This window comes from Hamadaea sp. NPDC050747, from assembly GCF_040654195.1.
Lineage (GTDB): Bacteria > Actinomycetota > Actinomycetes > Mycobacteriales > Micromonosporaceae > Hamadaea.
Map to the genome: position 1 here is coordinate 35465 of NZ_JBFAHM010000020.1, position 26993 is coordinate 62457.

At 70.6% G+C, this 26993-nt stretch carries 26 protein-coding genes and 1 pseudogene; 3 read left to right on the forward strand and 24 right to left on the reverse strand.

Annotated elements, in window-relative coordinates; all coding sequences use genetic code 11:
* Positions 1–2 precede the first annotated feature (2 nt).
* From AB0H43_RS35985 to AB0H43_RS36035, 11 genes are all read right to left on the reverse strand, one after another.
* Positions 3–944: a ribokinase gene (locus AB0H43_RS35985; RefSeq protein ID WP_360007227.1), complete on the reverse strand. Its 942-nt coding sequence runs from the start codon at positions 942–944 to the stop codon at positions 3–5.
* Positions 941–2287: an ADP-ribosylglycohydrolase family protein gene (locus tag AB0H43_RS35990; RefSeq protein ID WP_360007230.1), complete on the reverse strand. Its 1347-nt coding sequence runs from the start codon at positions 2285–2287 to the stop codon at positions 941–943. The genes AB0H43_RS35985 and AB0H43_RS35990 overlap by 4 nt, the downstream gene beginning before the upstream one ends.
* Positions 2288–2416: 129 nt before the next feature.
* Positions 2417–3586, reverse strand: coding sequence for an ADP-ribosylglycohydrolase family protein (locus AB0H43_RS35995; protein WP_360007232.1), 1170 nt, complete (start codon positions 3584–3586; stop codon positions 2417–2419).
* A complete protein-coding gene (locus tag AB0H43_RS36000) occupies positions 3586–4869 on the reverse strand; it encodes a sugar ABC transporter substrate-binding protein (RefSeq protein ID WP_360007234.1) in 1284 nt (427 codons plus the stop codon). The genes AB0H43_RS35995 and AB0H43_RS36000 overlap by 1 nt, the downstream gene beginning before the upstream one ends.
* A gap of 39 nt (positions 4870–4908) precedes the next feature.
* Positions 4909–5736, reverse strand: coding sequence for a carbohydrate ABC transporter permease (locus AB0H43_RS36005; protein WP_360007235.1), 828 nt, complete (start codon positions 5734–5736; stop codon positions 4909–4911).
* A 23-nt stretch (positions 5737–5759) separates the two neighbouring features.
* On the reverse strand, positions 5760–6680 hold the full coding sequence (locus AB0H43_RS36010) for a sugar ABC transporter permease (RefSeq protein WP_360007237.1): 921 nt from the start codon (positions 6678–6680) through the stop codon (positions 5760–5762).
* The gene (locus tag AB0H43_RS36015) at positions 6677–7693 is read right to left on the reverse strand and encodes a LacI family DNA-binding transcriptional regulator (RefSeq protein ID WP_360007239.1); all 1017 of its coding nucleotides are present in this window, start codon (positions 7691–7693) and stop codon (positions 6677–6679) included. Before AB0H43_RS36015 ends, AB0H43_RS36010 begins: the two co-directional genes overlap by 4 nt.
* Positions 7694–7901: 208 nt before the next feature.
* The gene (locus AB0H43_RS36020; protein WP_360007241.1) at positions 7902–8279 is read right to left on the reverse strand and encodes a YccF domain-containing protein; all 378 of its coding nucleotides are present in this window, start codon (positions 8277–8279) and stop codon (positions 7902–7904) included.
* A 33-nt stretch (positions 8280–8312) separates the two neighbouring features.
* A complete protein-coding gene (locus AB0H43_RS36025; RefSeq protein ID WP_360007243.1) occupies positions 8313–8924 on the reverse strand; it encodes a DUF402 domain-containing protein in 612 nt (203 codons plus the stop codon).
* Positions 8921–9730 (reverse strand): ABC transporter ATP-binding protein, encoded by an 810-nt coding sequence (locus tag AB0H43_RS36030; RefSeq protein WP_360007245.1) that lies wholly within the window; start codon positions 9728–9730, stop codon positions 8921–8923. Before AB0H43_RS36030 ends, AB0H43_RS36025 begins: the two co-directional genes overlap by 4 nt.
* Before the next feature lie 49 nt (positions 9731–9779).
* The gene (locus AB0H43_RS36035) at positions 9780–10469 is read right to left on the reverse strand and encodes a hypothetical protein (protein ID WP_360007247.1); all 690 of its coding nucleotides are present in this window, start codon (positions 10467–10469) and stop codon (positions 9780–9782) included.
* Between the two features lie 78 nt (positions 10470–10547).
* On the opposite strand from AB0H43_RS36035, the gene AB0H43_RS36040 reads away from it, so the two are divergent.
* Together AB0H43_RS36040 and AB0H43_RS36045 are read left to right on the forward strand one after the other, a co-directional pair.
* The gene (locus tag AB0H43_RS36040; RefSeq protein ID WP_360007250.1) at positions 10548–11528 is read left to right on the forward strand and encodes an ATP-binding cassette domain-containing protein; all 981 of its coding nucleotides are present in this window, start codon (positions 10548–10550) and stop codon (positions 11526–11528) included.
* A complete protein-coding gene (locus tag AB0H43_RS36045; protein ID WP_360007253.1) occupies positions 11525–12490 on the forward strand; it encodes an ABC transporter permease subunit in 966 nt (321 codons plus the stop codon). The genes AB0H43_RS36040 and AB0H43_RS36045 overlap by 4 nt, the downstream gene beginning before the upstream one ends.
* 108 nt (positions 12491–12598) lie before the next feature.
* Here the strand turns inward: AB0H43_RS36045 and AB0H43_RS36050 are convergent, their stop codons facing one another.
* Positions 12599–13777 carry an ROK family transcriptional regulator gene (locus tag AB0H43_RS36050; protein ID WP_360007255.1) on the reverse strand — a complete coding sequence of 393 codons (1179 nt, stop codon included), beginning with the start codon at positions 13775–13777 and terminating at the stop codon, positions 12599–12601.
* Between the two features lie 172 nt (positions 13778–13949).
* Here AB0H43_RS36050 and AB0H43_RS36055 point away from each other — a divergent pair, with 172 nt between their 5' ends.
* Positions 13950–15446: a glycoside hydrolase family 3 N-terminal domain-containing protein gene (locus AB0H43_RS36055; protein ID WP_360007258.1), complete on the forward strand. Its 1497-nt coding sequence runs from the start codon at positions 13950–13952 to the stop codon at positions 15444–15446.
* Positions 15447–15489: 43 nt separating this feature from the next.
* Here AB0H43_RS36055 and AB0H43_RS36060 read toward each other — a convergent pair whose 3' ends face one another.
* The 12 genes and pseudogenes from AB0H43_RS36060 to AB0H43_RS36115 all read right to left on the reverse strand — a co-directional run.
* Positions 15490–16113 carry a histidine phosphatase family protein gene (locus AB0H43_RS36060; protein WP_360007259.1) on the reverse strand — a complete coding sequence of 208 codons (624 nt, stop codon included), beginning with the start codon at positions 16111–16113 and terminating at the stop codon, positions 15490–15492.
* Entirely contained in the window at positions 16110–16496 is a 387-nt protein-coding gene (gene rsfS, locus AB0H43_RS36065; protein ID WP_360007261.1) for a ribosome silencing factor, read from the reverse strand. The genes AB0H43_RS36060 and rsfS overlap by 4 nt, the downstream gene beginning before the upstream one ends.
* A 126-nt stretch (positions 16497–16622) precedes the next feature.
* Positions 16623–17210 (reverse strand): nicotinate-nucleotide adenylyltransferase, encoded by a 588-nt coding sequence (gene nadD / locus AB0H43_RS36070; RefSeq protein ID WP_360007264.1) that lies wholly within the window; start codon positions 17208–17210, stop codon positions 16623–16625.
* On the reverse strand, positions 17207–19663 hold the full coding sequence (gene pepN, locus AB0H43_RS36075; RefSeq protein WP_360007265.1) for an aminopeptidase N: 2457 nt from the start codon (positions 19661–19663) through the stop codon (positions 17207–17209). Before pepN ends, nadD begins: the two co-directional genes overlap by 4 nt.
* Before the next feature lie 49 nt (positions 19664–19712).
* Positions 19713–20147: a GNAT family N-acetyltransferase gene (locus AB0H43_RS36080; protein ID WP_360007268.1), complete on the reverse strand. Its 435-nt coding sequence runs from the start codon at positions 20145–20147 to the stop codon at positions 19713–19715.
* 91 nt (positions 20148–20238) lie between these two features.
* The gene (gene obgE / locus AB0H43_RS36085) at positions 20239–21693 is read right to left on the reverse strand and encodes a GTPase ObgE (protein WP_360007270.1); all 1455 of its coding nucleotides are present in this window, start codon (positions 21691–21693) and stop codon (positions 20239–20241) included.
* An 81-nt stretch (positions 21694–21774) separates the two neighbouring features.
* Positions 21775–22032, reverse strand: coding sequence for a 50S ribosomal protein L27 (rpmA, locus tag AB0H43_RS36090; RefSeq protein WP_360007273.1), 258 nt, complete (start codon positions 22030–22032; stop codon positions 21775–21777).
* A gap of 10 nt (positions 22033–22042) precedes the next feature.
* On the reverse strand, positions 22043–22357 hold the full coding sequence (rplU, locus tag AB0H43_RS36095) for a 50S ribosomal protein L21 (protein ID WP_253761083.1): 315 nt from the start codon (positions 22355–22357) through the stop codon (positions 22043–22045).
* A gap of 285 nt (positions 22358–22642) precedes the next feature.
* A complete protein-coding gene (locus tag AB0H43_RS36100) occupies positions 22643–23149 on the reverse strand; it encodes a hypothetical protein (RefSeq protein ID WP_360007276.1) in 507 nt (168 codons plus the stop codon).
* Between the two features lie 129 nt (positions 23150–23278).
* Entirely contained in the window at positions 23279–23779 is a 501-nt protein-coding gene (locus AB0H43_RS36105; RefSeq protein ID WP_360007279.1) for a hypothetical protein, read from the reverse strand.
* 118 nt (positions 23780–23897) lie between these two features.
* On the reverse strand, positions 23898–24440 hold the full coding sequence (locus AB0H43_RS36110; protein WP_360007282.1) for a hypothetical protein: 543 nt from the start codon (positions 24438–24440) through the stop codon (positions 23898–23900).
* Between the two features lie 83 nt (positions 24441–24523).
* Positions 24524–26914 (reverse strand): annotated as a pseudogene (locus tag AB0H43_RS36115) (Rne/Rng family ribonuclease); the annotation flags it as partial.
* Between the last annotated feature and the right edge of the window lie 79 nt (positions 26915–26993).

Below are 26993 nucleotides of genomic sequence, written 5' to 3' on the forward strand. Positions count from 1 at the left end.
GTTCACGGCTTCACCGCCAGCTTGTCGATCTCCTCACGCAAGGCCAGCGAGCTGGACGCGCCCAGCCGGGTCGCGCCGATCGCACCGGCGGCGCAGGCCCAGGCCAGCGTCTCCGCGATCGGCTTGCCCTCCGTGTACGCCACGGCGAACGCGCCGACGAAACCGTCCCCGGCGGCGGTCGTGTCGACGGCGTCGATCTTCGGCGCCGGGATCTGCATCCAGGTGCCCTCGCGGTCGGCGTAGAACGCGCCGTCGGCCCCGACGGTGAGCACGACCTTCGGCGCGATCTGCCGAAGCCGCTCCATCAGCGAGTACGCGTGCATGCCGCGCGCCGAGGCACTCGGGCTCCGCCGGGCCGAGCTGTCGATCTTGTCGCCGAGGACCATCTGCGCCTCGATGAGGTTCACGATGAGAACGTCGACCAGAGACAGCAGCTCAGTCGGCAGGTGCCGGGCCGGTGCGGCGTTGAGGAGCACCGGAACCCCGGCGTCACGAGCGACCTGAGCAGCCTCCTGCACCGTTTCCAGGGGAATCTCGAGCTGCATCACCAGCGCGTCGGCGGCCGCGATCGCCGCCCGATCGGCCTCGGTCAGGTAGGTCAGCTTCGAGTTCGCGCCGGGTGCGACGACGATGAAGTTCTCGCCGCTGTCGTCGACCGCGATGAGCGCCACCCCGGACGGGCCGGGTTCGGTCCGCAGCAGGGACAGGTCCAGCCCCGCCTGCGCCATGTTGTCGCGTACCTGCTGGGCGAAGGCGTCCTCGCCGACCGCTCCGACGAAGGTGACCTCCGCCCCCGCGTACTGCGCGGCGATCGCCTGGTTGGCGCCCTTGCCACCCGGGACGGTCGTGAAGCTCTCCCCGAGGACGGTCTCACCGGGCCGCGGCAGGACGGCCGCGGTCGCCACCAGGTCGAGGTTCACGCTGCCGACGACGACGATCTTCATGTGCTCACCTTCATTGTGCGTTCGGCCAACTCGGTGAAGGTCACCTTGTCGCTGCCGGGGATGCTGGTCCGCAGGGTGTCGCGCAACGGCGCGGCCCAGTCGGCGGGAACGGCTCCGGCGAGGGCGGCGGTGATCGCGCCCACGGTCGCGCCGTTGGAGTCGGTGTCGCAGCCCGCGCTGACCACAGCGCAGATCGAGGCGGCGAAGTCACCGCCGTGGAAGGCCAGAGCGGCCGCCACGAGGGCGGCGTTGGGCAGGACGTGCACCCAGTGACGCTTGCCGTAGCGGGCGTAGATCTCGTCGACCACGCCTTCCCAACTGTCGCCCCGGGTGGCCAGGTCACGGCCGTCCATGATGGCGTTGGCGAAGCGGCTCACCGGGGGCACGACCGACTCGCCGGCGTCGAGCACGTCCTCGATGGTGTCGGCGGTCAACGCGGCGCTGCTCATCGCGGCGACCCACATCGCGCCGTAGATCCCGGCCCGCACATGGCTCACCGACGCGTCCCGGTACGCACACTCCGCCGCCAGGTCCGGTCGCCCGGGATGAATCCAGCCGTAGAGATCGGTGCGGATCTGCGCCCCGATCCACTCCCGGAACGGGTTGCCCCGCAGTGCGGTCTCCGGCGGCGTGTGGCCGAGCAGCAGATTCCGGTATGCGATCCGCTCGGCGGTGAAGACGCGCCCGCCCGGAAGCTCGTCCAGCCAGGCCTGGGCCACGTCGTCGGCGGTGAACCCGGGACCGCAGCGCTCCACGAGCCGCAGCGCGATCAGCGTGTAGTTGAGGTCGTCGTCCTCGGGCATGCCGTCGCTGACCCCCGCCGCGAGCGGCTCGGCCAGACTCGTCGGGGCGGACCGCCGATTCCACGGCCAGCGCCGGGTGACCTCGGCCGGCACCGGATCACCGGCGATGTATCCGGTCAGCGGCCACTGCCCGCTGGATCGCAGGATCTCCTGGATGCCTTCGCGGGGAATCTTCTCGACCGGCTTGCCGAGTACGCAGCCCACCGCGCGCCCGACCCACGCGGCATGCAGCCGCTCCAGGTCGTGCCGCGGCTGCCGCCGAGGAACGTTGCGCCACAACGCTTGGACGCCCGCGAAGTCGTCGGGTTCGCCGGGGCGGGCCGGCATCGGCTGCTCGTCGAGCGCGGCCATGAGTTTTTCCGCGAGCGCGTGCAGCTCAGGCGACGCAGGCGTCGCCGAGGCACCGCTGCTGCCCGCGGTGAGCGATCCGCCCGCGTCCAGCCACCGCCAACTCACCTTCGAGACGTCTTTGCCCAGGTCACGGGCGGTCACCAGCTCGTGGGAGAGCAGGTCTTCGGGCTGCACCCAGCTCAATCGCATGGGCATCAAGCTACCGCCGACCACTGACAACGGACCGGGAATCGTTGCGGCATCCGGGATATCGCGGCCTCACGACGCTGTGAGACCGCGATTTCCCGGATAACGCGCGCTTCCGCCATAAGTTCATGATCAACCCACCGGGTTCCGGGGAGAGGGAGCGGGCGACGCAAGGAGCGAGCCGACGAAGGCAGCACGGGCGGAAGCCCGCGCGCCCGCGGCGGCAAGCAGCTCGGAGGCGACGAGCGCCAGCGAGGAGCCGACGGCCGGAAGGTCCAGCCGCGATTCCTCCGACACCGCGGTGACCCATTCCGCGGGCACACCGTCGATTCCGTGGAGCGTCCCGGCGATCGCTCCGGCCATGCTCGCGATGGAGTCCGCGTCCCGCCCGTAGTTGACCGAGCCGAGGATCGTGTCGCGTACGTCGCCGCCGGACACGACCAGCATGCCGAGCGCGATGGGCAGTTCTTCGATCGCGTGCAGCCGGGACGGACGGCGCGATCCCAATCCGGGTTCCCGGTACGCCTCCCCGACCGTGTCGAACGGCGCCATCGCGGCCCGCAGCCCTTTGACGGTCGCCAGATCCAGGCCAGACCGAGCGGCGTACCCCTTGGCGGCGGTGAGCACCGCCGAGATCGCGGCCCGGGTGCCGTCCCGCGCCACCGCGAGCGCCGCCGCCACCACATCGTCCACAGTGGCCGATGGCGGTACCGCGGCCGCGACGCACGCGGCCATGACCCCCGCGGCCTCGCGCCCGAAGCTGTGCTGATGGGCGCCGGCCAACTCGATGGCCTCCCGGTACGCCGCCACCGGATCGCCCGCGTTGACGATGCCCACCGGCGCGATGTACATGGCCGCGCCGCAGTTCACGGCGTTGCCGACGCCGGCCTCGCGGGGATCGGCGTGGGCGAAGTGGAGCTGGGTGATCAGGTGCCGTTCGCCGGCCGCGAGCCGATGCAGCGCGACGGTCTCGCGCTGCAGATCGGGCACCCACACGATCTTCTCCAGCAGGTCGGGCACGAGCAGCCCGGCCATGTCGTACGCGTCCAGGTGATCCCGCTTGCGCGAGTACGCCCGGACGAGCGCGTGGGTCACGAGGGTGTCGTCGGTGATCCGGCCGTGCCCCTTGGCGTAGGGCGCGGTCGGCTTGTCCTCCGGCGCCCGCATCGGCGGGACGATCCCCGTGACGGGTCCCGCGTAGCGGTCCCGAATCTCTTCCGCCGAGTGGCCCTCGACGGCGCCGCCGAGGGCATCACCCACGGCGGCGCCGGCGAGGCACCCGATGCTCTTGGCGAGGAGCACTACTTCAGGACCTGCTTTCCGCCGTCCTCCAGCGTCTTCGCCAGCTGATCGATCGAGATCTTGTTGGCGAAGTACTGCTGGAGCGCCGGGGTGGCGATCTTCGACTTCCACTCGGGGTAGCCCGTGGCCCGCTGGAACGGGGCCTGAACCAGGGTGTCGGCGCTGGCCACGGCCACGTCCCAGCCCTGCTTGCCCTGGGTGGACTGGACGAGCTGCGCGCCGGCCGCCTTGCCGGTCGGCACCAGCCAGTCGCCGTGGGCCAGCTTGGCCATGTTCGTGGCGTTGAGGAAGTTCGCGATGAACTTCATGGCCTGCGTCTTGGCCTTGGAGTCCTCGCTGATCGAGATGGTCTGCGGGTTGGCCGCCTGGTTCTGCGAGGTGCCCTTGAGCGCGGGCAGGGTGACCCACTCGAAGTCCTTGGGCGCCTGCTCGATCATCTGCTGCCGCAGGTAGATCGAGCCCGGGAGCATGGCGTACTTGCCGCCGAAGAAGCCCGGCAGCGGGTCGGTGCTGCCGAAGGACAGCGCCTCGGGCGACGCGGACTTGTCGACGTAGACCATGTCGTGGATGCGCTGCGGGACCGCCTTCTCGCCGTCGCCGACCTTGACCGTCCACTTGCCGCCCTCTTCGTAGAAGAAGGCGCCGTCGTAGTTGAGCGCCAGGTTCATCACCCGGTTGGTCGGCGACTTGAGCGCCCAGGCCACGCCGTACTGACCCGGCTTGGTCAGCTTCTTGGCGTTGGCCGCGAACTCGTCCCAGGTCCACGGGGCGTTCGCGGCGGGCACGGTGATCCCGGCCGCGTCGAGCAGCTTCTTGTTGGCCAGCACGACCTGCGACTCCAGCAGGAACGGCACGCCGACGACCTTGCCGTCGACCGTGACGGTCTGCCAGACCTTGTCGGAGATCTCCGCCTTGAAGTCGGCGGGGATCAGCGAGCTGAGGTCGGCGAGGTAGCCCTGCTTGGCGAACTCGCCCAGCGCAGCCGACTCGTAGTGGATGATGTCCGCCGCGTCGCCGCCCTCGAAGGAGGTCAGCAGCTGGTCGTGGACGGAGTTCCAGTCGCCCTGCACGTACTCGATCTGGATGTCGGGGTTGGCCTTGTTCCAGTCGTCCACGATCTGCTTGTTGGCCGCCAGCGACTCCTTCTGCCAGGCGAGGCTGAGGAATCGCAGCTTGACCGGGCCGGTCGTCTCCGGCTCCTTGTCGTCCCCGCAGGCCGCGAGGAAGGCGGCCGTCGCCACGAGGCCGGGCAGGGCCAGCAGCGATCTTCTGTTGATGTTCACGGGCGATCTCTCCATTGAGGTTTTTCCATCCCTAACCGTTTAACCCTTGACTGCGCCCGCCAGGGAGCCTTCGGCGAGACGCTTCTGAAGCACGGCGAAGAAGACCAGGCTGGGCAGGGTGGCCAGCAGCGAACCCGCCGCCAGCGGCCCGAGCCGCGCGATCCCCTCCACGCCGACGAAGCGAGCCAGGGTCACCGGCAGCGTCGCCAGCTCCGGGCTCTTGAGCAGGACCAATGCGAAGAAGAACTCGTTCCAGGCGCTGATGAAGGCGAACAGCGAGGTCGCCACCAGCCCTGGCGCGAGGAGGGGCGCCACGACCCGGCGTAGCACCTGCAGCCGGGACGCGCCGTCGACCGACGCGGCCTCCTCCAGTTCGCGCGGGATGCCGCGGACGAAGCCCTGGAGCATCCACAACGCGAACGGCAGCGACCAGGTGACGTACACCAGGATCAGGCCGAACCGGGTGTTGGTCAGGCCGGCCTCCCGCAGGATCAGGAACAGCGGGATGACCAGCAGGACGAACGGGAACAACTGGCTGACCAGCACCCAGCCGAGGGTGATCGTGCTGAGCCGGGTCTTGAAGCGCACCAGCGAGTACGCCGCCGGCAGCGCCAGGAGCACGGTCAGCGCCGCCGAGGCGGACGCGACGATGAGGCTGTTCAGCGCCGAGCGCGCCAGATCCTGCTCGGTGAAGGCGGTGACGTAGTTCTGCAACGTCGGATGCTTCGGGATCAGGGTCGGGTGCAGCTCGACCATCTCGCGCGGCTCCTTGAAGCTGATCGACAGCAGCCAGACCAGCGGGAAGCCGAGGAAGACCAGGTAGAGGCCGAGAGTCAGGTACTGAGCGACTCTTTTAAACGTTTTCACCGCAGGCACGCTGGATCGGCGCATCAGTTTGCCTCCCGGAGCCGGCGGCGCAGGTACACCGCGAGGAGCGCGACGATGATGAGGACCATGACGTTGCCCAACGCGGCGGCGTACCCGTAATGGCCGTAGCGGAACGCCTCCTCGTAGGCGAACAGCATGGGCAGCATCGTCTTGCCGCCCGGCCCGCCCCCGGTCAGGACGTAGACCAAGCCGAACGAGTTGAAGTTCCAGATGAAGTCCAGGCTGGTGATCGCCACGACGACCGGCGCGAGCGCGGGCCAGGTGACCGCCCGGAACCGGCGGATCGCGCCGGCGCCGTCCATCTGCGCCGCCTCGTGCAGTTCGCGCGGCACGCCTTGCAGCCCGGCCAGCAGGACGATCGTCGTCTGCGGCAGCCCGGCCCAGATCCCGACCAGGATGACCGCGGGCAGCGCGGTGCTGAAGTCGCCCAGCCAGTTGTGCCGCAACCCGTCCAGGCCCACCCGCGAGAACGCCTCGTTCAGCATGCCCGCGTCCGGGTGGTAGACGAGCTTCCACATGATGCCGACCACGACCGGCGGCATCGCCCACGGCACCAGCGCCAGCGTCCGCGCCAGCCAGCGCAGCCGCAGCGGCTGATTGAGCAGCCCGGCCAGGCCCAGGCCCAACCCGAACTGCAGGATCGTCACCGCGAAGGCCCAGATCAGGCCGACCTTGAACGCGTCCCAGAACTGGGTGTCCGCCACCAGCTCGCGGTAGTTCTCCAGGCCCGTGAAGGTGATGTCCACGTTGCGCCCGGCCCGCGCGTCGGTGAAGCCCAGGAACACGCCGCGGAGCAAGGGCGCCGCGGACAGCATCACGACCGGGAGCAGTGCCGGCAACAACAGGAGATACGCGAAACGCTTGTTCTGATCACGCGATGGCTGACGCGTCGCGCGCGGGGTTTCTTCGAGGACGGCCGTCATGCGGACTCCCGGCGGACGAGCGCGGGGGCGATGCTCTCCCGGCGGGCGGGCAGCGTCGGATCGTCCAGACGAGACAGCAGAAGTTGGGCCGCCTTGCGGCCACGGGCCGCCGCGCCGAGGTCGACGCTGGTCAGCCGGGGGAATGTGAGCTCAGCGATGTCGGTGTTGTCCATGCCGACCAGCGCCACCTCCTCGGGTACGCGAATGCCCGCCTCCAGGAGCGCGTGGAGCGCACCGGCGGCGATGAGATCGTTGGCGGCGAAGATGGCGTCCGGACGGGTGCGTGTGAGCAGCCGCCGGGTCGCCTGAAGTCCGGCGTCGAAGGTGAAGTCGCCGTTCTCCACGCCGACCGGTTCGTGGCCGTGTTTGGCGAGCGCGGCCCGGAACCCGGCGTCGCGATGCGTCCCCGGCACCGTGTCCGGGGCGCCGTTGATCAGGACGATCCGCGTACGCCCCAGGCCGACGAGGTGGTCGACGCCGAGGCCGACACCGGCGATGGAGTCCGCCCGGACGTTGTCGATCGGCGTCTCGTCGGGCAGTTGACCGACGACGACCACCGGAACCGCCGTACGCCCGAGTTCGTGCAGGTGCGCCTCGGTGACCCGCAGCGGCGACATGATCAGGCCGTCCACATAGCGCCGGGCCAGCCCGCGCAGCAGTTCGGTCTCGTTCGCCGTATGCGCGTTGGTCGCCTGGATGAGCAGCTGCCGGCCGGACCCGGCGATCTCCTGCTCGATCGCACGCATCATCTGCACGTAGACCGGGTTGCCGATGTCCGCCACGGCCAGCCCGATCAGCCCCGTACGCTGCGCCTGCAGCGAGCGTGCGATGGCGTTGGGCACATAGCCGACGCGTTCGGCCGCCGCTTTGACGCGGGCGGACAGCTCAGGGCTGCCACCCAGTCCGTTCAGCACCCGGCTGGCGGACGCGATCGAGACTCCCGCCAGGTCGGCGACGGTCCGGACGGTGGCCGGACCGGTGTGAGTCCCATGTTGGAAACGTTTCCGTCCCACGTGCGACGCCTCCGGGAAACTTTTGGCGAACTTTCCCGGGAGCTTTCCTCACGTTGTGGCGGCCGCAACATCATCCGTTCGGCCGGTTCTCATGCCACATGCTCCGTCGCGGCCCGCCATCGTTGTCGCTGGATCAGGGTTCTCGGTCGAATCTTGGGGCAAGATTCGACCCGGAACCCTGATCCAGCGCCCAAACGCGCTGGCGCGATCAGGGGATGGCGGTGATCTCGCGGCCCAGCGGCCACAGCGCGGCCGGCACCAGCTTGAAGTTCGCGATGCCGAACGGGATGCCGATGATGGTCAGGCACTGCGCGATGCCGGTCACGATGTGGGTGAGGGCGAGCCACCAGCCCGCGATGATCAACCAGACCACGTTGGCGATGGTGGACGCGACGCCGGCGCTCGGCTTCTCGGTGATGGTGTAGCCGAACGGCCACAGCGCATAGCGGGCCAGCCGGAACGAGGCGACCCCGAACGGGATCGTCACGATGAAGATGAAGCAGAGCACACCGGCGAAGGCGTACGCGAGAGCGAGCAGGAAGCCGCTGCCGAAGATGAACCACAGGACGTTCAGGATGGTCCGCATGCACTGATCATCCCGCGTCCACGCAAGCCGCCGTCAGCGGTTCTCGAACGGCACCGAGGCCCAGCCGGCGGGCAGCGTACGCGGAGTCCAGGCGGGGTCGGGCTCCCAGGTCGCCCAGCTGTCGTCCCACCAGCGCTCCCCCGCGTCGAGCCGGGCGGCGATCCGGTCGCCCTCCGCCTGGATCTCGGCGACCCGGCCCGGGTAGCGCAGTTCGCCGGTGCGGCCGAACTCCTCGACGTCCTTCCATTCGTAGGTCGGCGCGCCGTCCGGCCAGACGAGGTCCAGCTCATGGTCGAGCGTGTCGAAGCCGATGGGCGTACGCCGCGGCGCGTCCTGCAGGTTGAAGTACCACCCGGTGAACCGCCGCTCGGGGCCCTTCCAGAACACGAAGACCGCGTGGTCGACGCCCGTCCAGTGCAGCGAGAGCAGGCCGTGCCCCTGCCAGCTGCGATGCCCGGCGAGGTCCCACGGATGCCGTCCGGCCGGGAACTCGCCGTCAGGGAACGCGAACGGGCTGCCGGTCGGCAGATAGGTCACCAGCAGCTCGCCGTCGTCCTGCACGCAGATCGACGGCGACGCGAACCACAGTTCGCCCCGGATCACCTCACGGCGTACGACGGTGTCCCCGGGCTGGAAGGGCGTCAAGACGCCCGGGCGCTGAACCGCCCGTCCTCATGACTCACCTTCAAGGGGACGCCGAAAGTCGCCGACAGGTTGTCGCCGGTGATCACATCGTCGAGCAGCCCGGCCGCCACGATCTCGCCCTGACGCAGGAGCATCGCGTGGGTGAAGTTCGGCGGAATCTCCTCCACGTGGTGCGTGACCAGCACCAATGCCGGGGAATCGGGGTCGGCCGCGACTCGGGCGAGCCGGCCGACGAGGTCTTCGCGGCCACCCAGGTCCAGGCCGGCGGCCGGCTCGTCCAGGAGCAGGAGTTCGGGATCGGTCATCAGCGCTCGCGAGATCTGCACGCGCTTGCGCTCGCCCTCGGAGAGGGTGCCATAGAGCCGCTCGGCCAGGTGCCCGACGCCGAACTGCGTCATCAGCGCCTCGGCGCGCGCCAGGTCGCCGGGGTCGTAGTCCTCTTTCCACCGGCCCATGACCGACCAGGCGGCGGTGACGACCACGTTGCGGACGGCCTCGTCGGCCGGAATCGTCTCGGCCAGCGCCGCGGTCGACAAACCCACCCGCGTACGCAGCTCGTGCAGGTCGGTCCGGCCGATCCGCTCGCCCAGGACGTGCATCGTGCCGCTCGTCGGGTGTGTACGCCCGGCGGCCAGGTTGATCAGCGTGGTCTTCCCGGCGCCGTTGGGGCCGAGCACGACCCAGCGTTCGTCCAGCTCGACCCGCCAGGTCAGGTCACGCAGCAGGTGCTGGCCGGAGCGCGTGACGACTACATGGTCGGCCGCGACGGCCAGATCCGGGTCGTCCGCGGCCGGCAAGTCCGGCACGGCCGGAGGATCGGGAAGCTGATCGTGCGCCACGGGCCTATCAAATCAGCTACCCCGCAAGCGAGTACGCCCGGGTCGGCAGGGTGTGCATCCGCTCTCGGTCGCCCGGAAACAGCAGATAATGCTGAATCAGCCAATGGAGTTCGGCCGCGGGGACCGCGTACTGCGTGGCGTCCACCAGGACGCGACTCTGCACGGCCCGCCGGAGGCCGGGGCCGTCGGCGAGTTCGAGGACGAGGTTGTCGCCGTCGAGCAGCGCCGCCGCCAGGCCGGGCCAGGGGATGTGCCGACGCCCCACCGTCACCCCTGACGAAGTCGCCAGCAGCCCCGGCGGGCGCAGGCATTCGCGCACGTACCAGCCGAAGGCGAACACCGCGGGCCAGAACACCGTCTCCGGCGGCAGCTCGGCGTACGGGCCACCGGTCCGGACGATGCCGCCGTAGTACGCGGCCAGCGCGGAACCGAAGGCGACGAACGACAGCCAGCTCCAGAACCGCAGCGCCGCCTGACGAGGCGCCTCGAACCCGCCGCCGGGGAGCGGCCGCCACGAACCGGTCTGCAGCCGCTTCCGATGCCGCCGCACGAGCAGGCGGGCGAGCGCGGCCAGTCCGGCGAGGACCCACAGGGCGAATCGGTCCGGCGCCCGCCAGGCGTACCCGAGGAGGAAGAAGCCACCGAGGAGCGCGACGGAGGCCGCGGCCTCGGGCAGCGCGGACGTCCGTCGAACGTGCTCGATCACAGCGGCCATCGTAGCGAGGCACAGAAATCAGCCGATCGGCTGGAAACTCGCGGTGCGCCCGCGGACGTCATAGCGGGCATGACAGCGGTGATCGAGATACGCGGACTGCGGAAGACCTTCCGCCGGCTGCGCGGCGGCGGGAAGGTCGCCCTGGCCGGCTTCGACATGACGGTCGAGGCGGGCCAGGTGCACGGCTTCCTGGGGCCGAACGGCTCAGGGAAGACGACGACGTTGCGCACGCTGCTCGGGCTGGTCCGCGCCGACGCCGGTGAGATGACCGTGCTGGGCCGGCCGAGCAGCGAGTACGCGCAGGTCGCCCACCGGGTGGGGGCGATCGTGGAGAGCCCGGCGTTCTTCGAGAACTTCACCGCCCGCAAGACGTTGGCGCTGCTCGCGACGGCGGGCGGGGTGGCCGCTCCCCGGGTGGACGAGGTGCTCACGCGGGTCGGCCTGCGGGATCGGGCCGACGAGCGGGTCAAGACCTTCTCCCTCGGCATGAAGCAGCGGCTCGCCGTCGCGTCCGCGCTGCTCAAGGCCCCGGAACTGCTCATTCTGGACGAGCCGGCCAACGGGCTCGACCCGGGCGGCATCCACGAGATGCGCACGCTTCTGCGCGACCTGGCCGCCGAGGGCGTCACGGTCCTGGTCTCCAGCCACATTCTGAGCGAGATCGAGCAGGTCTGCGACACCGTCACGATCATCTCGCGCGGCCGCCGCGTCGTCGCCGGGCCCGTCGGCGACGTGCTCGCCGAGCATTCCAAGGGCGAATATCTGGTACGCGTGAAGCAGCCGGACCGGGCCCGGGAAGTGCTCGAAGGCGCGGGCCTGACCGTCTCGGCGACCGACGGCCACCTGGTCGTGGCCGGGGTCGCCGACGCCGCCGCGATCAGTGAGGCGCTCGGCCGCGCCGAGGTGTGGCTGACCGAGCTCACCCCGATCGGCGCCGATCTGGAGAGCGTCTTCCTGGACCTGACCGCGACGCGGCCGATGCCGGGGGCGTACCGGCAGGTCGACGACGCCGTGCGGGTTCAGTCCGGCGAGATGGAGGTCGTCGCGTGAAGGGCAGTCTGATCCGGGCCGAGCTGCAGCGTCTGCTCTCCCGGCGGTTCGTGCAGATCCTGACGGCCGTGATGATCGGCGTCTTCGGCGTCACCGTCGCCGTGACGATGGCGGGCAGCCATCAGCCGACGGCGGCCGACTGGGCGAGCGCGGTCGTGCAGGCCAACTCGAACAACGAGGTCCACCGGCAGCTCTACGACGAATGCGTCGCGGCCCGGCAGCCCGGCGCCTCGGCCGTCGACCGGGCGAAGTATCCGAACCCGTGCCGGCTGACCGTCGAGCAGCCCGAAGACTTCCTCTACGACACCTACGTCTTCCGGACGTCGATCCGGCCGCTCGTCGGGTTCCTGGCGGCGTATCTGGCGTTGTTCGGGTTCCTCGTCGGGGCCACCTTCATCGGTGCCGAGCTGGCCAGCGGCGGCGCCACCAATCTGCTGCTGTGGCGGCCGGAACGCGTAAAGGTCCTGGCGGCGAAGCTGGCCGTCCTGCTCGGCTCGATCGGCCTGTTCTCGGTCGTGTTCTCGGCGATCTACGTCGCGACGTTCTACGGCATCGCGCAGGCGACCGGCTACGTCGGCGGGGTCGACTCCGACTTCTTCGGCAACCTGATCGTCCTGGTCGTACGCGGCATCGCGTTGGCGGTCATGATCACCGCGGTCTCGTTCGGCGTCGCCACCGTCGGCCGGCACACCGCCGCCGCCTTGGGCCTGCTCACGGCGTACGCCGTCGTGTGGGAGGCGGGTGCGCGCCTCGTCATGGAGGTGCTGGGCTACCGACCGCAGGAACCCTGGTTCCTGTCCACCTACGTCGGCACCTGGATGACGGGCTCATTGCAGTACTACATCGGCTACGACGAATACGGGCACGTCGAGTGGTGGCAGGGGGCGGCCGTTCTCGGGACGCTGGTCGCGGCGGTCCTCGCGGCCGCGTTCGGCACCTTCCGCCGCCGCGACCTCGCCTGACCCCCGATGCGCTGGCACCCTCTCCGGATCGTTGCGCTGGATCAGGGTTCTCGGTCGAATCTTGGGTCAAGATTCGACCTGGAACCCTGATCCAGCCCGAAGAGTGGGCTAGTTGGTGGTGGAGCCGAAGACCTGGTCGCGGACGGCGTCGAGGCCGGTCAGCAGGGCCCCGCGGAGCACCGGCTCGGCGCCGACCTCGGAGACGACGACGCGCGGCGAGACCACCGAGATCGCGGCGACCTCGTGCTGTACGCGGTCGGCGAGCGGCGTGCCGCCAGCTTGGCCGACCTCGCCGGCGAGCACGACGAGCGACGGGTCGAGGACGACGCCGATGGAGGCGACGCCCAGCGCCAGCCGCCGGGCCAGCTCGTCGAGGACGGGGCCGCCCTTGGTGCCCGCCGCGATGGCGGCCCGGACCGCCTCACCCGCCGTACGCCCCTTGAAGCCGTGTTCGCGGGCGACGGCCAGCACCGCGTCCGCCCCGGCGATGGCTTGGAACGCGCCCTTCGCACCCCGCTTGCTGACGTCCCGGGGCAGATCGGCGCCGGGGACGGGCAGCCAGCCGATCTCGCCGGCCGCCCCGGTCGCGCCGCGGTGCAGCCGCCCGCCGAGCATCACGGCCAGACCGACACCGCGGTCGATCCAGACGAGGAGGAAGTCGCCGACGCCGCGTGCCGCGCCTTCGTGTGCTTCGGTGACGGCCGCCAGGTTCACGTCGTTCTCGAAGAACACGTCGGAGATGAGGTCTTCCCGCAGGTTGGCGAGCAGCCCCCGGTGCCAGCGCGGCAGGTCCCAGGCGAAGGCGATGTCGCCCGTCGCCGGGTCGACGAGGCCCGGGGTGCCCAGGACGATCCGGCGGATGTCGCTCAGCGCCGCTCCACCGATCTCGGCGGCCTCGAGGACCGCCGAGTGCACGACGCCCACCGGGTCGTCGGTGTCTCGAGTGGAGTGCTCGACACGGCCTACTATCGACCCTGTGATGTCGGCGCACGCCGCGACCACGTGGTCGGGGCCGACGTCCACACCGACGACGTAGGCACTGGACGGAGTGACCGCGTAGAGCTGGGCGTTCGGTCCCCGCCCACCGGCCTGCTCGCCGACGCGCCGGACCAGGCCCCGCTCCTCCAGGCGTTCGACCAGCTGGGATGCGGTGACCTTGGACAGGCCGGTGCGTTCGCCGAGCTGGGTCCGGGTGAGGGGGCCGTGCTCCAGCAGGAGTTCGAGGGCGGCTCGGTCGTTGAGAGCGCGCAGGAGACGGGGGGTTCCCGGGAGACGAGCAGATGACATGGCGGCAGCCTCTGGCGTTTAGTAAAGTTTCTTATTAGATTGGCAATGCTTTACCACTAACGGCAAGGGTACGACGTCTCAGTAGGTGGGGACGTCCCCCCGGCCCAGCGACACGGCCCCCGCCGCACCGGCGGTGGTCCACCCCGGCACACGACGAACAGTGGGACACGAGATGACGATCGACCCCGGGCTGCGGCGCCTCATCCTGCAGACCCTGCTCCCCTCCTTCGGTGGACGGACCGAATCGGGCGCGGGCATCGGCGCCGGACGGCTCGACGCGGAAGCCCTCACCGCCCCCCGATGGGCCGTCGACCTGGTATCCGAAGGTCTGGCCGGATTCTGCCTGTTCGGGTACAACATCGAATCCCCCGAACAGCTCGCCCGGCTCACCGCGCAGCTGCGCGCGGCCCGCCCCGACGTTCTGCTCAGCCTCGACGAGGAGGGTGGCGACGTCACGCGGCTCTACCACCGCACCGGCAGCCCCTACCCCGGCAACGCGGCTCTCGGCGTGGTCGGCGACTACGGCCTCACCAGCCGCATCTACCAGGCGATCGGGCAGGACCTGCGGGCCGCCGGGGTGAACCTCAACCTCGCGCCCACGGTGGACGTGAACGTCGCCACCGACAACCCGGTCATCGGCACCCGCTCCTTCGGCGCCGCCACCACGCAGGTCGCCGCGCACACCGCCGCGGCCGTCGTCGGCCTCCAGTCGACCGGCGTCGCCGCCTGCGCCAAGCACTTCCCCGGGCACGGGGCCACGGTCAGCGACTCCCACCTCGGGCTGCCGACCGTCGACGTCAGCGAGCAGGTGCTCCGCGAACGCGAGCTGCCTCCGTTCGCCACCGCTGTCGCCGCCGGCGTTAAGTCGATCATGACGGCGCACATTCGCGTACCAGTGCTGACGGGCGATCTGCCCGCGACCTTCAGCCGGCGCGTGCTGCACGACCTGCTGCGGGCGGAGTTCGGGTTCACCGGCGTGATCGTGACCGACGCGCTGGAGATGGCCGGCGCGGCGCAGGCCGCGGGCGGCATCGAGCGGGCCGCCGTGCTGGCCCTCAACGCGGGCAGCGACCTGCTGTGCATCGGCGCGGACGTCGACCTGGCCCTGATCGAGCGAGTCGTCGCCGAGATCGCCGCGGCGGTCGAGCGCGGCGAGCTTGCGCTCGACCGGCTGACCGAGGCGGCCGAGCGCAACGCCCAGCTGGCGGCGTGGACGCAGGGCGCGTTCCCGACCGAGATCGAGCCGGATCTGGGCTACGCGGCCGCCGCGCGGGCGATCCGCGTCGAGGGTTCGGTGGCGGATGTCCAGAACCCGCTGGTCGTGCAGCTCGTCGCGGGCTACAGCATCGCCGAGGGGCCGGTGCCGTGGGGCCTCGCGCAGCACCTCGCGGGTGCCGAGCAGCTCACCACGGACGCGGCGGAGACCTCCACCGGCGCGCTCATCGCCAAGGCGGGCGACCGCCCGATCGTGATCGTGGGCCGGCACATCCACCGCACCGAGCCCGCGCGCCGGCTCACCGAGGCGCTCGCGGCCACGCATCCCACGGTGGTCGTGGAGATGGGCTGGCCGGCCGAGTGGCGTCCGGCGGGCGCCCAGGCGTTCATGAACACGTACGGCGCCAGCCGCGCCAACGGGCACGCTGCGGCGGCGGCCCTCGGCCTGGCGTGATCTCGTCGGTGATCGGACTCCCACGGGGGGAGTCCGATCACCCCTAATTCACGTTGTACGCCTGAAGCCGCCACCGGCTCTTGGACTCGACCCGAAGCTCCACCCAGTGGCAGTTGCCGATCGAGCCGAGGGTGGGCAGGAAGTCCTCGGGCAGCCCGAGGAACGCGGCGACGCCGTATTTGATCGAACCGCCGTGCGTGGCCAGCACCGCCAGCCCGCCCGGTACGCGTTCGGCCGTCTCCCGGATTACCTCGCCGACCCGTTTGGCCAGGTCGGTCAGGGGTTCGATGCCGTCGCCGGGATCCGGGTCGGCCGCCTCCCAGCGCGCCCGGGACTCGGGGAAGCGCACCTTGATCTCCGGGGTCGTGAAGGTCTCCCAGAGCCCGAAGGCGCGTTCCCGGAGGCGGGCATCGCGTTCCGGGCGCAGCTCGGTCAGCTCGGCCAACGCGTCCGCCGTCCGCGCCGCGCGCTGGAGGTCGCTGCTGACGATCAGGTCCGGCTTCAGCGGGGCCAGCCGGGCCGCCGCCTGGGCGGCCTGCTCTCGGCCGAGATCGTTGAGGGGCACATCGGTCTGGCCCTGCACCCGGTGCTCGGCGTTCCAGTCGGTGTTGCCGTGCCGCCACAGGATGATCCGGGTGCCGGCGGTCAAACCTTCCGCACTGGTCATGACGCGGTGTCGGCCAGGTCCCGGTCGACGAACTCGATCCGTGGGCAGTCCTTCCACAACCGGTCGAGCGCGTAGAACTCACGCTCCTCGCTGTGCTGGATGTGCACCACGATGTCCACGTAGTCGAGCAGCACCCACCGGCCCGACCGCTCGCCTTCACGCCGGACCGGCTTGGCCTTCTCCGGCAGCTCCAGCAGCTTCTCCTCGATCGCGTCGACGATGGCGAGCACCTGCCGCTCGTTCGGCGCGGAGGCGAGAACGAAGGCGTCGGTGATGATCAGCTGATCGGCCACGTCGAGCAGGACGATGTCTTCGGCCTTCTTGTCCGCCGCGGCCTGGGCCGCGGTCAACGCCATCTCAACCGCACGCTCGGATGCTGGCACCTGGTTCCTTCCGTCGGGGACGTTTCCCTGACGTCCAGGATCTCACAGGTGGTGGCGTTCGCACCTGCGAGATATGACGCTTATCGCCCTAGCATCTCCGCACGATTAGCGCGGGTGTGGTCGGATTTAACGGTACAAGTGGTGCTTTGCGATGTATTGCACGACACCATCGGGTACCAAGTACCAGACCGGCTGCCCAGCGGCGACCCGCGCCCGGCAGTCGCTCGACGAGATCGCCAGCGCCGGGACCTGCACCAGGGTGACCGCCGCCGACGGCAGGTGCGAGTCGCTGAGGGCGAACCCGGGCCGGGTCACACCCACGAAATGGGCCAGCTCGAACAGCTGGTCGGCGTCCTTCCACGAGAGGATCTTCGCCAGCGCGTCCGCGCCGGTGATGAAGAACAACTCGGCCTGCGCGCCGTACACCTCGCGAAGTTCGCGCAGCGTGTCGACGGTGTAAGTCGGCCCTTCACGGTCGAGGTCCACGCGGCTGACCGTGAACTGCGGGTTGGACGCGGTCGCGATGACCGTCATGAGATACCGGTGCTCGGCCGGAGAGACCTTGCTGTCCGGCTTCTGCCAGGGCCGCCCGGTCGGCACGAAGACGACCTCGTCCAGGTCGAACCGGTCGGCCACCTCGCTCGCGGCGACGAGGTGGCCGTTGTGGATCGGGTCGAACGTCCCGCCCATGATCCCGACGCGGCGACGGCTCATCGCAGGTTCCGCTGGCGTACGGCCCGGCGCAGGTCGTCGGTGGAGTCCGCGATCGACCGGGCGAACTGCGTGTTCAGACCGGGCTGGGCGAGCATCCGCTCGGCGGCCTCCACAGTGGAGGTGTACGCCGCGGTCGCCGGGAAGGCCGCCCCGCCGAGGGTCGCCAGCAGATAGCCGGAACGCCATTCCTGCGACGCGGGCAGCTCGGTGAAGTACCGCTCGACGTACGCGTCGGTCAGCTCCCAGTGCTCGGCCCGCCAGAAGCCCTGGCCGATCGCCTCGAGCATCCGGTTCGACAGTTCGCGGTCACGGACGATCTGCTCGAACGCGGCCGCCTTGGCCGCCGCGTCGGGCCGCGCGGCTCGGCAGCGGGCCGCTTCGACCGCGCCCCGCGCGGTCCCGTCGCGGGTCTGCTCGGCGTCCAGCTCCGCCTCGGTCAGGTCGCCGAGGACGGCCAACCGCAGAAGCAGGGTCCACCGCACCTCGTCGTCGACGGTCAGCCCGGCGGGCAGATCCTGACCGGCCAACCAGGCGCGTACCGGCTCCGCCGAGGTCATGCCGCTGATCAGAGTGCGGAACGCCGCCAGCTGAAGACTGCCGCCCGGCGTCGCCTGCGCCAGGATGGCCTCGCAGGCGTCGTCGACGGCGGCCTGCCCGGCCGGTCGCGCGTCGACCGGGAGGAACCGGTTGACGGCGATGCCCCGGGCGAATCCGAGCATGTGCTCCGCCACGCCGACGTGCGTCTCGGCCGCCAGCGAGCTGCGGACGAGGTCGAGGAAGGTCATCGCGGGCACCTCCCCGTCCCGGACGGCGTCCCAGACCGCGCCCCAGACGACCGCCCGATCCAGTGGCGACTCCAGCCGCCCGAGCAGCCGGGCCAGGTCGGTGTCCGGGGTGAACCGGATCTTGGCGAAGCTCAGGTCACCGTTGTTGAGCAGCACGTCTTCCATCTCGACGCCGGCCAACTCACCGACTGCCGTCAGCGGGCCGTCCACATCGGTCTCGATCCGCTGCCGGACGCCGTCGGCGGAAGTCCAGCTGATGCCGATCCGATGCGGCCGCAGCGTCGGGTACGCCGCCGGAGCGGTCTGCTCGACGGCGAAACCGTCCGCGGTGCGTACCGGGTGCAACGTGTTGACCTGCGGCGACCGGAGCCACTTGTCGGCCCAGGCGGACAGGTCGCGGCCGGACGCCGCCGACAGCGACGCGAGCAGGTCGTCCAGGGTGGCATTGCCCCAGGCGTGCTTGTCGAAATGCGCCCGCAGCCCGGCGAAGAAGGCGTCGTCGCCCAGCCACGCCACCAGCTGCCGGAGCGTGGCGCAGCCCTTGGCGTACGAGATGCCGTCGAAGTTGGCGAACGCGGACTCGGTGTCGGCGACGAACACCGGGGCGACGGGGTGGGTGGACGGCCGCTGATCGGCGCCGTAGCCCCAGATCTTGCGCTCGCTGGCGAAGTCGGCCCAGGCGTCGGTGAACCGGGTGGCCTCGGCGGTGACCCGATAGCCCATGTAGGTCGCGAACGACTCGTTCAGCCAGATGTCGTCCCACCAGCGCATCGTCACGAGGTCGCCGAACCACATGTGCGCCATCTCGTGCGCGACGATCGACGCGCGCCGGGATCGCTCGGTGTCGGTGACCGGGCCGCGGTAGATGTACTCGTCCCGGAAGACGACCAGGCCCGGGAACTCCATCGCGCCCCAGGTGAACTCGGGGACGAACGCCTGCTCGTACTTGCCGAAGGGCAGGCGGATGCCGAACAGCTCGTGATAGCGGTCGAGGCACTGCTTGGTCAGCTCGAACAACTCCGGCGCGTTCTCGGCCAGCGCCTCCGTGTACGACTTACGGGCGTACAGGGCGAGCGGGATGCCGTCGTGCTCGTCGCGGATCTCCGCGTACGGGCCGCCGATGATGGTGATCAGGTAAGTGGCGACCGGCTTGGTCTCCGCGAACTCCCAGCGGCCCGGCTCGGTCTGCGTACCCGCGGCGTTCGAGCGCACGATCCACGACGGATCTGCGGTCACCCGGATCGTGATGGGCGCCTTCAGATCGGGCTGGTCGAAACAGGCCATGAACAGCGGCGCCTCGGCGATCGAGGGCTGCGCGTAGACGTACGCCTCGCCGTCGGCCGGGTCGACGAAGCGGTGCAACCCCTCACCGACATGCGAATAGGCGTACTCGGCGACGACGACGACCTCGTTGCGGCCGGCCAGCCCGGTCAACGGCAGCCGGCCCTCGGCGAACCCGGCGATCTCCCGGCCGTTGAGGGTGGCGCTGATCAGCCGCGTCGGCCTCAGTTCGAGGAAGGTCTCCGCGCCCGGCTCGTCGGCCCCGAACCGCACGACGGTGGTCGTCCGGAAGGACTCGCTGCTCGTCAGGTCGAAGTCGAGTTCGTACCGCAGGTCGCGAACGACGCCGACGCGCGTCTTCGCCTCGTCGAAGGTCAGGCTGGCCATCCCCCCATCATGCCCGCACCGGCGGCCGGTCGAAGGCGAGGGGTGATCTTCAGGGCAGCTTCTTCTCGAAGCACACCGACAACGGGTTGCCCACGTACTCCCCGAACGGCGGAATCCGCTGGTAGCCGGACGCTTCGTAGAGCGCGATCGCCTCCGGTTGGCGTACCCCGGTCTCCAAGATCACGGTGTCGTGGCCGTCCGCCTCCGCGCGGCGCTCAAGCCCCGCGAGGATCCGTCGCCCCACGCCCGCACGCCGGCTCGCGGGCCGCACCCACATGCGGGTCAGCTCCGCCACTCCCGGCGCGACGGTCGCCACAGCGCCGCAGCCCACCGGCTCGCTCATCTGGTACGCGACCACGAAGCGCGCCAACGGGTCGACGGGGCGGATGCGCTCATCCGGATACCGCGAGAGCAGCTCCTTCTCGGCCGCGAGGACGAGCAGGGTGACGTCAGGATGCGTGACTTCACGGTTCTGGATCAACACTCGCGAGACGCTAGCCAGGGCACGTTTCCGGGCTGTTTCCGGTTCCGCCCAAACGACTCGTGAGAGTGATCACTCCCCGATCATCCGCCCGTTACCGGCCGCTGTCCTCGTCGTCGGCCCATTCGCCCTCGACCTCCTGGTGGACCCGGCGGGCCTTGCGCGCGGCCAACCGGTCGGAGGCGGAGGTACGCGGCGTCGTCAGCGCCTCGTCGATGCGGATGTCGGTGCCCCGGTTGCCGGGCACGTACGAGGCACCGGCGTAGACCGTGGGCTGCCAGTCGAACTCGCGCTCGCCGATGCGGACCGGCGCACCGGGCTCGGCGCCCGCCTTGGCCAGCGCGTCCTCCACGCCCAGCCGGGCGAGCCGGTCGGCCAGGTAGCCGATGGCCTCGTCGTTGTCGAAATTGGTCTGGCGGACCCAGCGCTCGGGCTTGGTCCCGCGAACCACGTAGGTGCCTTCGTCGTCCTGCTCGATGGTGAACCCGTCGTCGTCGACCGCCTTCGGCCGGATGACGATGCGCGTCGGCTCCAGCACCGGCTTGGCCGCCCGCGACTCCTCGACGAGTTCGGCCATGGCGTAGCTCAGCTCCTTGAGCCCTTCCCGGGTCGCGGTGCTGATCTCGAAGACGCGGTAGCCCCGCTCCTCGAGGTCGGGCCGGACGATCTCGGCCAGGTCCCGCCCGTCCGGTACGTCGATCTTGTTCAGGGCGACCAGGCGCGGCCGGTCCTCCAGCCCCCCGTACGCCGACAACTCGGCCTCGATGGCGTCGATGTCCGCCAGCGGGTCCCGGCCGGGCTCCAGCGTCGCGGTGTCGACGACGTGCACGAGCACCGACGTACGCTCGATGTGCCGCAGGAACTCCAGACCGAGCCCCTTGCCGGTGGCCGCACCCGGGATGAGCCCCGGCACGTCGGCGACGGTGAACGTGTGCTCGCCGGCCTGGACGACGCCCAGGTTCGGCACGAGGGTCGTGAACGGGTAGTCGGCGATCTTCGGCTTGGCCGCCGAGATGACCGAGATAAGCGAGGACTTGCCCGCGCTCGGGAAGCCGACCAGGCCGACGTCGGCGACGCTCTTGAGCTCCAGGACCGCGTCGAGGCGGTCGCCGGGCTCGCCGAGTTCGGCGAAGCCGGGCGCCTTACGCCGGGAGCTGGCCAGCGCGGCGTTGCCTCGCCCGCCCCGGCCGCCCCGGGCCAGCTCGAAGGTGGTGCCCACGCCGACCAAGTCGGCCAGCACCTCACCGGACTGGCTCAGCACGACGGTGCCGTTGGGCACCTTGAGCACCAGGTCCTCGCCGTTCGCGCCGTCCCGGTTGCCGCCGGCGCCGCCCTTGCCGTTCTGCGCCTTGATCCGCGGCTTGAAGTGGAAGTCGAGCAGCGTGTGCGCGCCCGGGTCGACGGTCAGGAAGACGCTGCCGCCATGGCCGCCGTTACCACCGTCCGGCCCGCCGAAGGGCTTGAACTTCTCCCGGAGGATCGACACGCAGCCGTGCCCACCGTCCCCGGCCTGCAGGTGCAGCACCACTCGGTCGACAAAGGTTGCCACGGTTCAATCCTCTCAAAACAGTGAGCGGGTGGAGCGCGTCTCGCGCCCCACCCGCTCCTCGCTTTCGTGTGCGGCGAAGCCTCAGGCCTCGACCGGCACGATCGACACGGTCTTGCGGCCGCGCTTGGTGCCGAAGAGCACCGAGCCGTCGGCGAGCGCGAACAGCGTGTCGTCGCCACCACGGCCGACCAGGTCGCCCGGGTGGAACTTGGTGCCCCGCTGGCGGATGAGGATCTCGCCGGCGCTGACGACCTGACCGCCGAACCGCTTCACGCCGAGGCGCTGCGAGTTGGAGTCACGACCGTTACGGGAGCTGGACGCACCCTTTTTGTGTGCCATTTCGGAACGCCTACTTCCCGGTGGAGATGCCGGTCACCTTGACCTGGGTCAGCGGCTGGCGGTGACCCTGGCGCTTGTGGTAGCCGGTCTTGTTCTTGAACTTGTGGATCCGGATCTTCGGGCCCTTGGTGTGGGCCACGACCTCACCGGAGACCGAAACCTTGGCAAGCTTGGCCGCGTCGGTCACGAGGTCGGCGCCGTCGACGACGAGAACGGCCTTGAGGGCAACCTCGTCACCGGGCTGGCCGGCCAGCTTCTCGACCTCGATCACGTCGCCCTCGGCGACCTTGTACTGCTTGCCGCCGGTCTTGACGATCGCGTACATGGGACGCGGACTCCCTTGCGTAGTGATCTACGCCGATCGCGAACGGCCGGCGCTGTCTGGCGGATGGGTGTGCCTACGGCCGCTGCCGCCGCGGACTTGCTCACCTGACGGCGGACGAGTCGCGGCTGGCGCGCACGCCAGCACCCGGCACCCGAGTGGGCACCGCAGGAAAGATTACGCCATGAGCCGCCCAGACCCCAAACCGGGGAGCCCCGGTCGGGCCGGGCGGTGGCCGGAGTCACCCACTCCCGCCGCAGGCGGCAGAGTGACTCCGGCCACACGGACTCACGAGTCGAGATCAACCCCGGCGGCCTTGCAGAGCGTGGTGGCCTTCTTCGAGCCGTCCTTCTGGTCGATCGCGGCCAGCGACTTCTCGATGTCGTCCAGGCTGGTCAGCCCGTTGATCGCGGTCTCCATGTCGGCCTCGGTCGCCAGCAGGGCGGCCTTCAGCTCGGGGTCCTCCGCCGTGGCGGCGGTGTCCTTGACCTGCGCGACCCAGTCCACGAGGACCTTCTTGACCGCGACGACGGTCGCCGCCGTGATCTCCGCCTGGGTCTTCTTGCCCTTGATCGCCTCGGTGACGGCGGTCTGGAGGGTGGTGTCGGACGGCATGGTGCTGAGCTTGGTCTTCAGCTCGGTGCACACCGTCTTGGTGTTCGCGGTGTAGTCCGGCTTGGCGCTGGTGGCCGCCGTCGACGGGCTGCCGGAGGTGGTGGTGTCGGTGGAGGAACCACAAGCCGCCGCGGTGAGCAGGGCAGCGCCCAGCGCGGTCAGGGCGAGTGCACGTCGCATGTCGGGTCGCAATCTTTCTAGGGGTTGGATCGACGAACGCTGCTAGGGTCGGATCGACGAACGCCGCCGGGGATGATCCCCGGCGGCGCCGTGACTGTAGCCGACGGCCTGAGCCGGCCGAAGAGCCCCCTACTCGAAGTTCTTGAGGGTGACGCCCGCGTCGGTGCAGATCTTCTTGACGTTGTTCGACGCGGTGTCGAGGTCGGCCGCGACCGACTCGATCTCGGCCGGCGACGAGAGGTTGGCGACCTTGTCGTACTTGGCTCCGAGGTCGGTCAGCGCCTGCTTCAGGTCCGGCGCGGCGGCCTTGTCGGCCTCCGCCTTGATGGTGGCCGCGGCCGCGGCGAGCAACGGCTTGACCGTCGCCCACGCCTTCGCGGCGGTGGCGGCGTCGCCCGTGGAGACCGCCGCGACGGCCTTCGCGAGGTCGGCCTTGGCGGTCGCGTCGAGGCTGCCGTACAGGGTGTCGATGGCGGTGCAGGCGGAGGTGGTGTTCGCCTTCACGTCCACGCTCGCGGCTGTCGTCGGGGCGGACGACGGGCCGGCCGTGGTCGCGTCGTCGGAGGAGCCGCAGGCGGCCGAGGCGAGCAGGGCGCCGGTGAGGGCGGCCAGCACGAGTACACGTCGCATGTCGCTGTCTCAATCTCGTGAGGGTGGCTGGCGCCGCCCCCTCCCCGGGAGGCGGCACTGCGGCGCACTTTAAGCGATCTCCCAAACTGCTTCAAACCGAGTGCAACCGAGCGAAGGCTCACCTGGTCCAGTAGACCGTGCAGGTCTGCTGGATGGTCTGCCCGGCCTGGGTGACGTCCGGGCTGGTCAGCAACGATCCGGCGGTCTGGAGGTCGGCCGGCTTGGTGATCTGGGCGGCGGCCCGGTCGAACGCGTCGGCCTCGGCGGTCAGCGCCGACTTCAGCTTCTGGTCGAGCGCGAGGGACGCCTGCCCACGCAGCCCGGCCGCCCACTGGCCGAGCAAGGCCTTGATGTCCTGAACGGCCGCGTCGGCGGCCGCCCCGCCGTTCTGGGCCGCGGCCACGGCGTCGGCGAGCTTTCGGGTGAACTGGGCGGCCCCGTCGGCGGCCACCGACCGGATCTGCTCGCAGACGGCGCGAGTGTTTCCGGCCAGGTCGGTCGGGGCGGCACTGACAGTGGCACTCGGGGACACGCCGGCCCCGGCGGTCGCGCTGGCGCTCCCGCCGGACGACGGCGTACCGGTGCCGGAGCAGGCGGTCGCGGCCGCGAGAACCCCGGCGAAAAGCAAGGTGAATCGCAGGGCGGAAGGGGTGTGTCGCATGAGGACTTCGTTACCCGGTCACTCGCCCGGCAAACACCGCAGCGGTTGATCGTTGTCGATCAACCGCTGCGATGGCGTGTTCCTCAGGGGCGCGTACGCCGTCGGGCACCGCCGCGCCGGCCTCGCCGCCGGCCGCCCCGCTCGTCGGACTCCGAACCGTCGCCCTCGTCGCCGTTGAGCTCCTCGGTGTCCTCGACGACCTCGGCCTCGGCCGCGAACGGATCGTCCGGCTCGGCGGGGGCGTCCTCGTCGTCGACCGTCGCGTCGCGGTGAGCGGACGCGGCGACCTCCTTGAGCTTGTCCCCCGTCGCCTTGTCGTGGCTCTTGTCGCCGGAACGCCCGGCACCCCGCTCGGCGATCGGCTCGGTGTGGATCACGACGCCGCGGCCCTTGCAGTGTTCACAGGTCTCGCTGAACGCCTCCAGCAGACCCGCGCCGATCCGCTTGCGGGTCATCTGGACGAGGCCGAGCGAGGTCACCTCGGTGACCTGGTGCTTCGTGCGGTCGCGCCCGAGGCACTCGGTCAGCCGCCGGAGCACCAGCTCGCGGTTGCTCTCCAGCACCATGTCGATGAAGTCGATGACCACGATGCCGCCGATGTCGCGCAGCCGGAGCTGGCGCACGATCTCCTCGGCCGCCTCGAGGTTGTTGCGGGTGACGGTCTCCTCCAGGTTGCCGCCCGCACCGGTGTACTTGCCGGTGTTGACGTCGATGACCGTCATGGCCTCGGTCCGGTCGATCACCAGGTGGCCGCCGGACGGCAGGAAGACCTTGCGGTCCAGTCCCTTGAGGAGCTGCTCGTCCACCCGGTACGCGGCGAAGACGTCCACCGAGCCGGTGTACCGGTGCACCCGTTCGACGAGGTCGGGCGACACGTGCTTGAGGTAGCCCTCCACCGTGTCGTACGCGTCGGAGCCGGCGATGACCAGTTCCTTGAAGTCCTCGTTGAACAGGTCCCGGACGACCCGCACGAGCAGGTCGGGCTCGGAGTAGAGCAGCGCGGGCGCGCCACCGGTCGCCGCCTTGGCCTGGATCTCCTCCCACTGCGCCTGCAACCGGGCGACGTCGCGGGACAGCTCCTCCTCCGAGGCGCCCTCCGCCGCCGTACGCACGATGACGCCTGCGCCTTCAGGGACGAGCTTCTTGAGGATGTCGCGGAGCCGCCGGCGCTCGACGTCGGACAGCTTGCGGCTGATGCCGGAGGCAGTGCCGTGCGGCACGTACACCAGGTGGCGACCGGACAGCGCGATGTGGCTCGACAGCCGGGCGCCCTTGTGGCCAATCGGGTCCTTGGTGACCTGCACGAGGACCGAGTCGCCGCTCTTCAGCGCCTGCTCGATCGAGCGCGACCGCCCTTCGAGCCCGGCCGCGTCCCAGTTCACCTCGCCCGCGTAGAGCACGGCGTTGCGGCCCCGGCCGAGGTCGACGAAGGCGGCCTCCATGCTGGGCAGCACGTTCTGCACCCGGCCGAGGTAGACGTTGCCGACCATGGTCGCGGCGCTGGCCCGGGTCACGTAGTGCTCGACGAGGACGCCGTCCTCGAGGACGCCGATCTGCGTCCGGTCGCCCTTCTGGCGTACGACCATGACCCGGTCGACCGCCTCGCGGCGGGCCAGGAACTCGGCCTCGGACAGGATCGGGGGGCGGGTGCGACGCTGCTCACGGCCGTCCCGGCGGCGCTGGCGCTTGGCCTCCAGCCGGGTCGAGCCGGTGACGCCCTGCACCTCGTCGGCGGGCTTACGGCCGTCGCGGATCTTGACGATCGTGGGTACGCCGTCCTCGTCGATCTCCTCGACGTCGGAACCGCTGCCCTTGCGGCGGCGACGGCGGCGGCGACGGGTCAGCGGCTCGCCGCTCTCGTCCTCCTCGCCCTCTTCCTCCTCAGGCTCCTGCTCCTCGGCCGCCTCGGCCTCCTCACCGGCGTCCTCCGCGGTGCCCTTCCCGCGACCACGTCCGCGGCGGCCCCGGCGACGGCGACGGTGTTCGTTGTCGGCGTCACCTTCGGCCTCGGCGGCGTGCTCGTCCTCCTCGGCCTCGGTGTCGGCCTCGGCGACCTCGGCCGCCTCGACGGGTTCGGCCGCGGCGCCCTTCTTGCGACGGCGTCGGCGGCCGGGCTCGGCGGGCGCCTGCTCGGCTTCGGGCTCCTGGACGGGTTCGTCCCGTTCCGGGCGGCTTTCCGGGCGGCTGTCGCGGTCCCAGGTGTCGCGATCGGCACGCTCGGCGCGGGCCGGACGCGCCGGCGGCGTCACCGGCTCGGGCGCCATGAACAGCACGGTGGCGGCGGGACGGCGGCGACCGCGCGGCTCCTCCGCCGGGGCCGGCTCCTCCGCCGGTTCCTCGGCGGTGTCGGCCGCAGCCCCTTCGGCCTCTTCCGCCTCCTCGGCCAGCTCTTCCTCGGCGGGCTCGGTGTCCTCGACGAGAGGCACCGGCTCCGGCTCGGGGGCGGCCGACCGGCGACGCGTACGCGTCACTCGTCCCGTTTCACCGGAATCGTCGGCGGAGGCGTCGTCGGACGCGCCACGGCGGCGAGTCGTCCGGCGACGCGCCGGCGCC

What these genes read in the sequence shown, in the direction of transcription:
- AB0H43_RS35985 (WP_360007227.1), bottom strand. Translation starts at nt 944, where the DNA reads ATGAAGATCGTCGTCGTCGGCAGCGTGAACCTCGACCTGGTGGCGACC.
- AB0H43_RS35990 (WP_360007230.1), bottom strand. Translation starts at nt 2,287, where the DNA reads ATGCGATTGAGCTGGGTGCAGCCCGAAGACCTGCTCTCCCACGAGCTG.
- AB0H43_RS36010 (WP_360007237.1), bottom strand. Translation starts at nt 6,680, where the DNA reads ATGACGGCCGTCCTCGAAGAAACCCCGCGCGCGACGCGTCAGCCATCG.
- AB0H43_RS36020 (WP_360007241.1), bottom strand. Translation starts at nt 8,279, where the DNA reads ATGCGGACCATCCTGAACGTCCTGTGGTTCATCTTCGGCAGCGGCTTC.
- AB0H43_RS36040 (WP_360007250.1), top strand. Translation starts at nt 10,548, where the DNA reads ATGACAGCGGTGATCGAGATACGCGGACTGCGGAAGACCTTCCGCCGG.
- AB0H43_RS36050 (WP_360007255.1), bottom strand. Translation starts at nt 13,777, where the DNA reads ATGTCATCTGCTCGTCTCCCGGGAACCCCCCGTCTCCTGCGCGCTCTC.
- AB0H43_RS36055 (WP_360007258.1), top strand. Translation starts at nt 13,950, where the DNA reads ATGACGATCGACCCCGGGCTGCGGCGCCTCATCCTGCAGACCCTGCTC.
- AB0H43_RS36060 (WP_360007259.1), bottom strand. Translation starts at nt 16,113, where the DNA reads ATGACCAGTGCGGAAGGTTTGACCGCCGGCACCCGGATCATCCTGTGG.
- nadD (WP_360007264.1), bottom strand. Translation starts at nt 17,210, where the DNA reads ATGAGCCGTCGCCGCGTCGGGATCATGGGCGGGACGTTCGACCCGATC.
- pepN (WP_360007265.1), bottom strand. Translation starts at nt 19,663, where the DNA reads ATGGCCAGCCTGACCTTCGACGAGGCGAAGACGCGCGTCGGCGTCGTT.
- rpmA (WP_360007273.1), bottom strand. Translation starts at nt 22,032, where the DNA reads ATGGCACACAAAAAGGGTGCGTCCAGCTCCCGTAACGGTCGTGACTCC.
- rplU (WP_253761083.1), bottom strand. Translation starts at nt 22,357, where the DNA reads ATGTACGCGATCGTCAAGACCGGCGGCAAGCAGTACAAGGTCGCCGAG.
- AB0H43_RS36100 (WP_360007276.1), bottom strand. Translation starts at nt 23,149, where the DNA reads ATGCGACGTGCACTCGCCCTGACCGCGCTGGGCGCTGCCCTGCTCACC.
- AB0H43_RS36105 (WP_360007279.1), bottom strand. Translation starts at nt 23,779, where the DNA reads ATGCGACGTGTACTCGTGCTGGCCGCCCTCACCGGCGCCCTGCTCGCC.
- AB0H43_RS36110 (WP_360007282.1), bottom strand. Translation starts at nt 24,440, where the DNA reads ATGCGACACACCCCTTCCGCCCTGCGATTCACCTTGCTTTTCGCCGGG.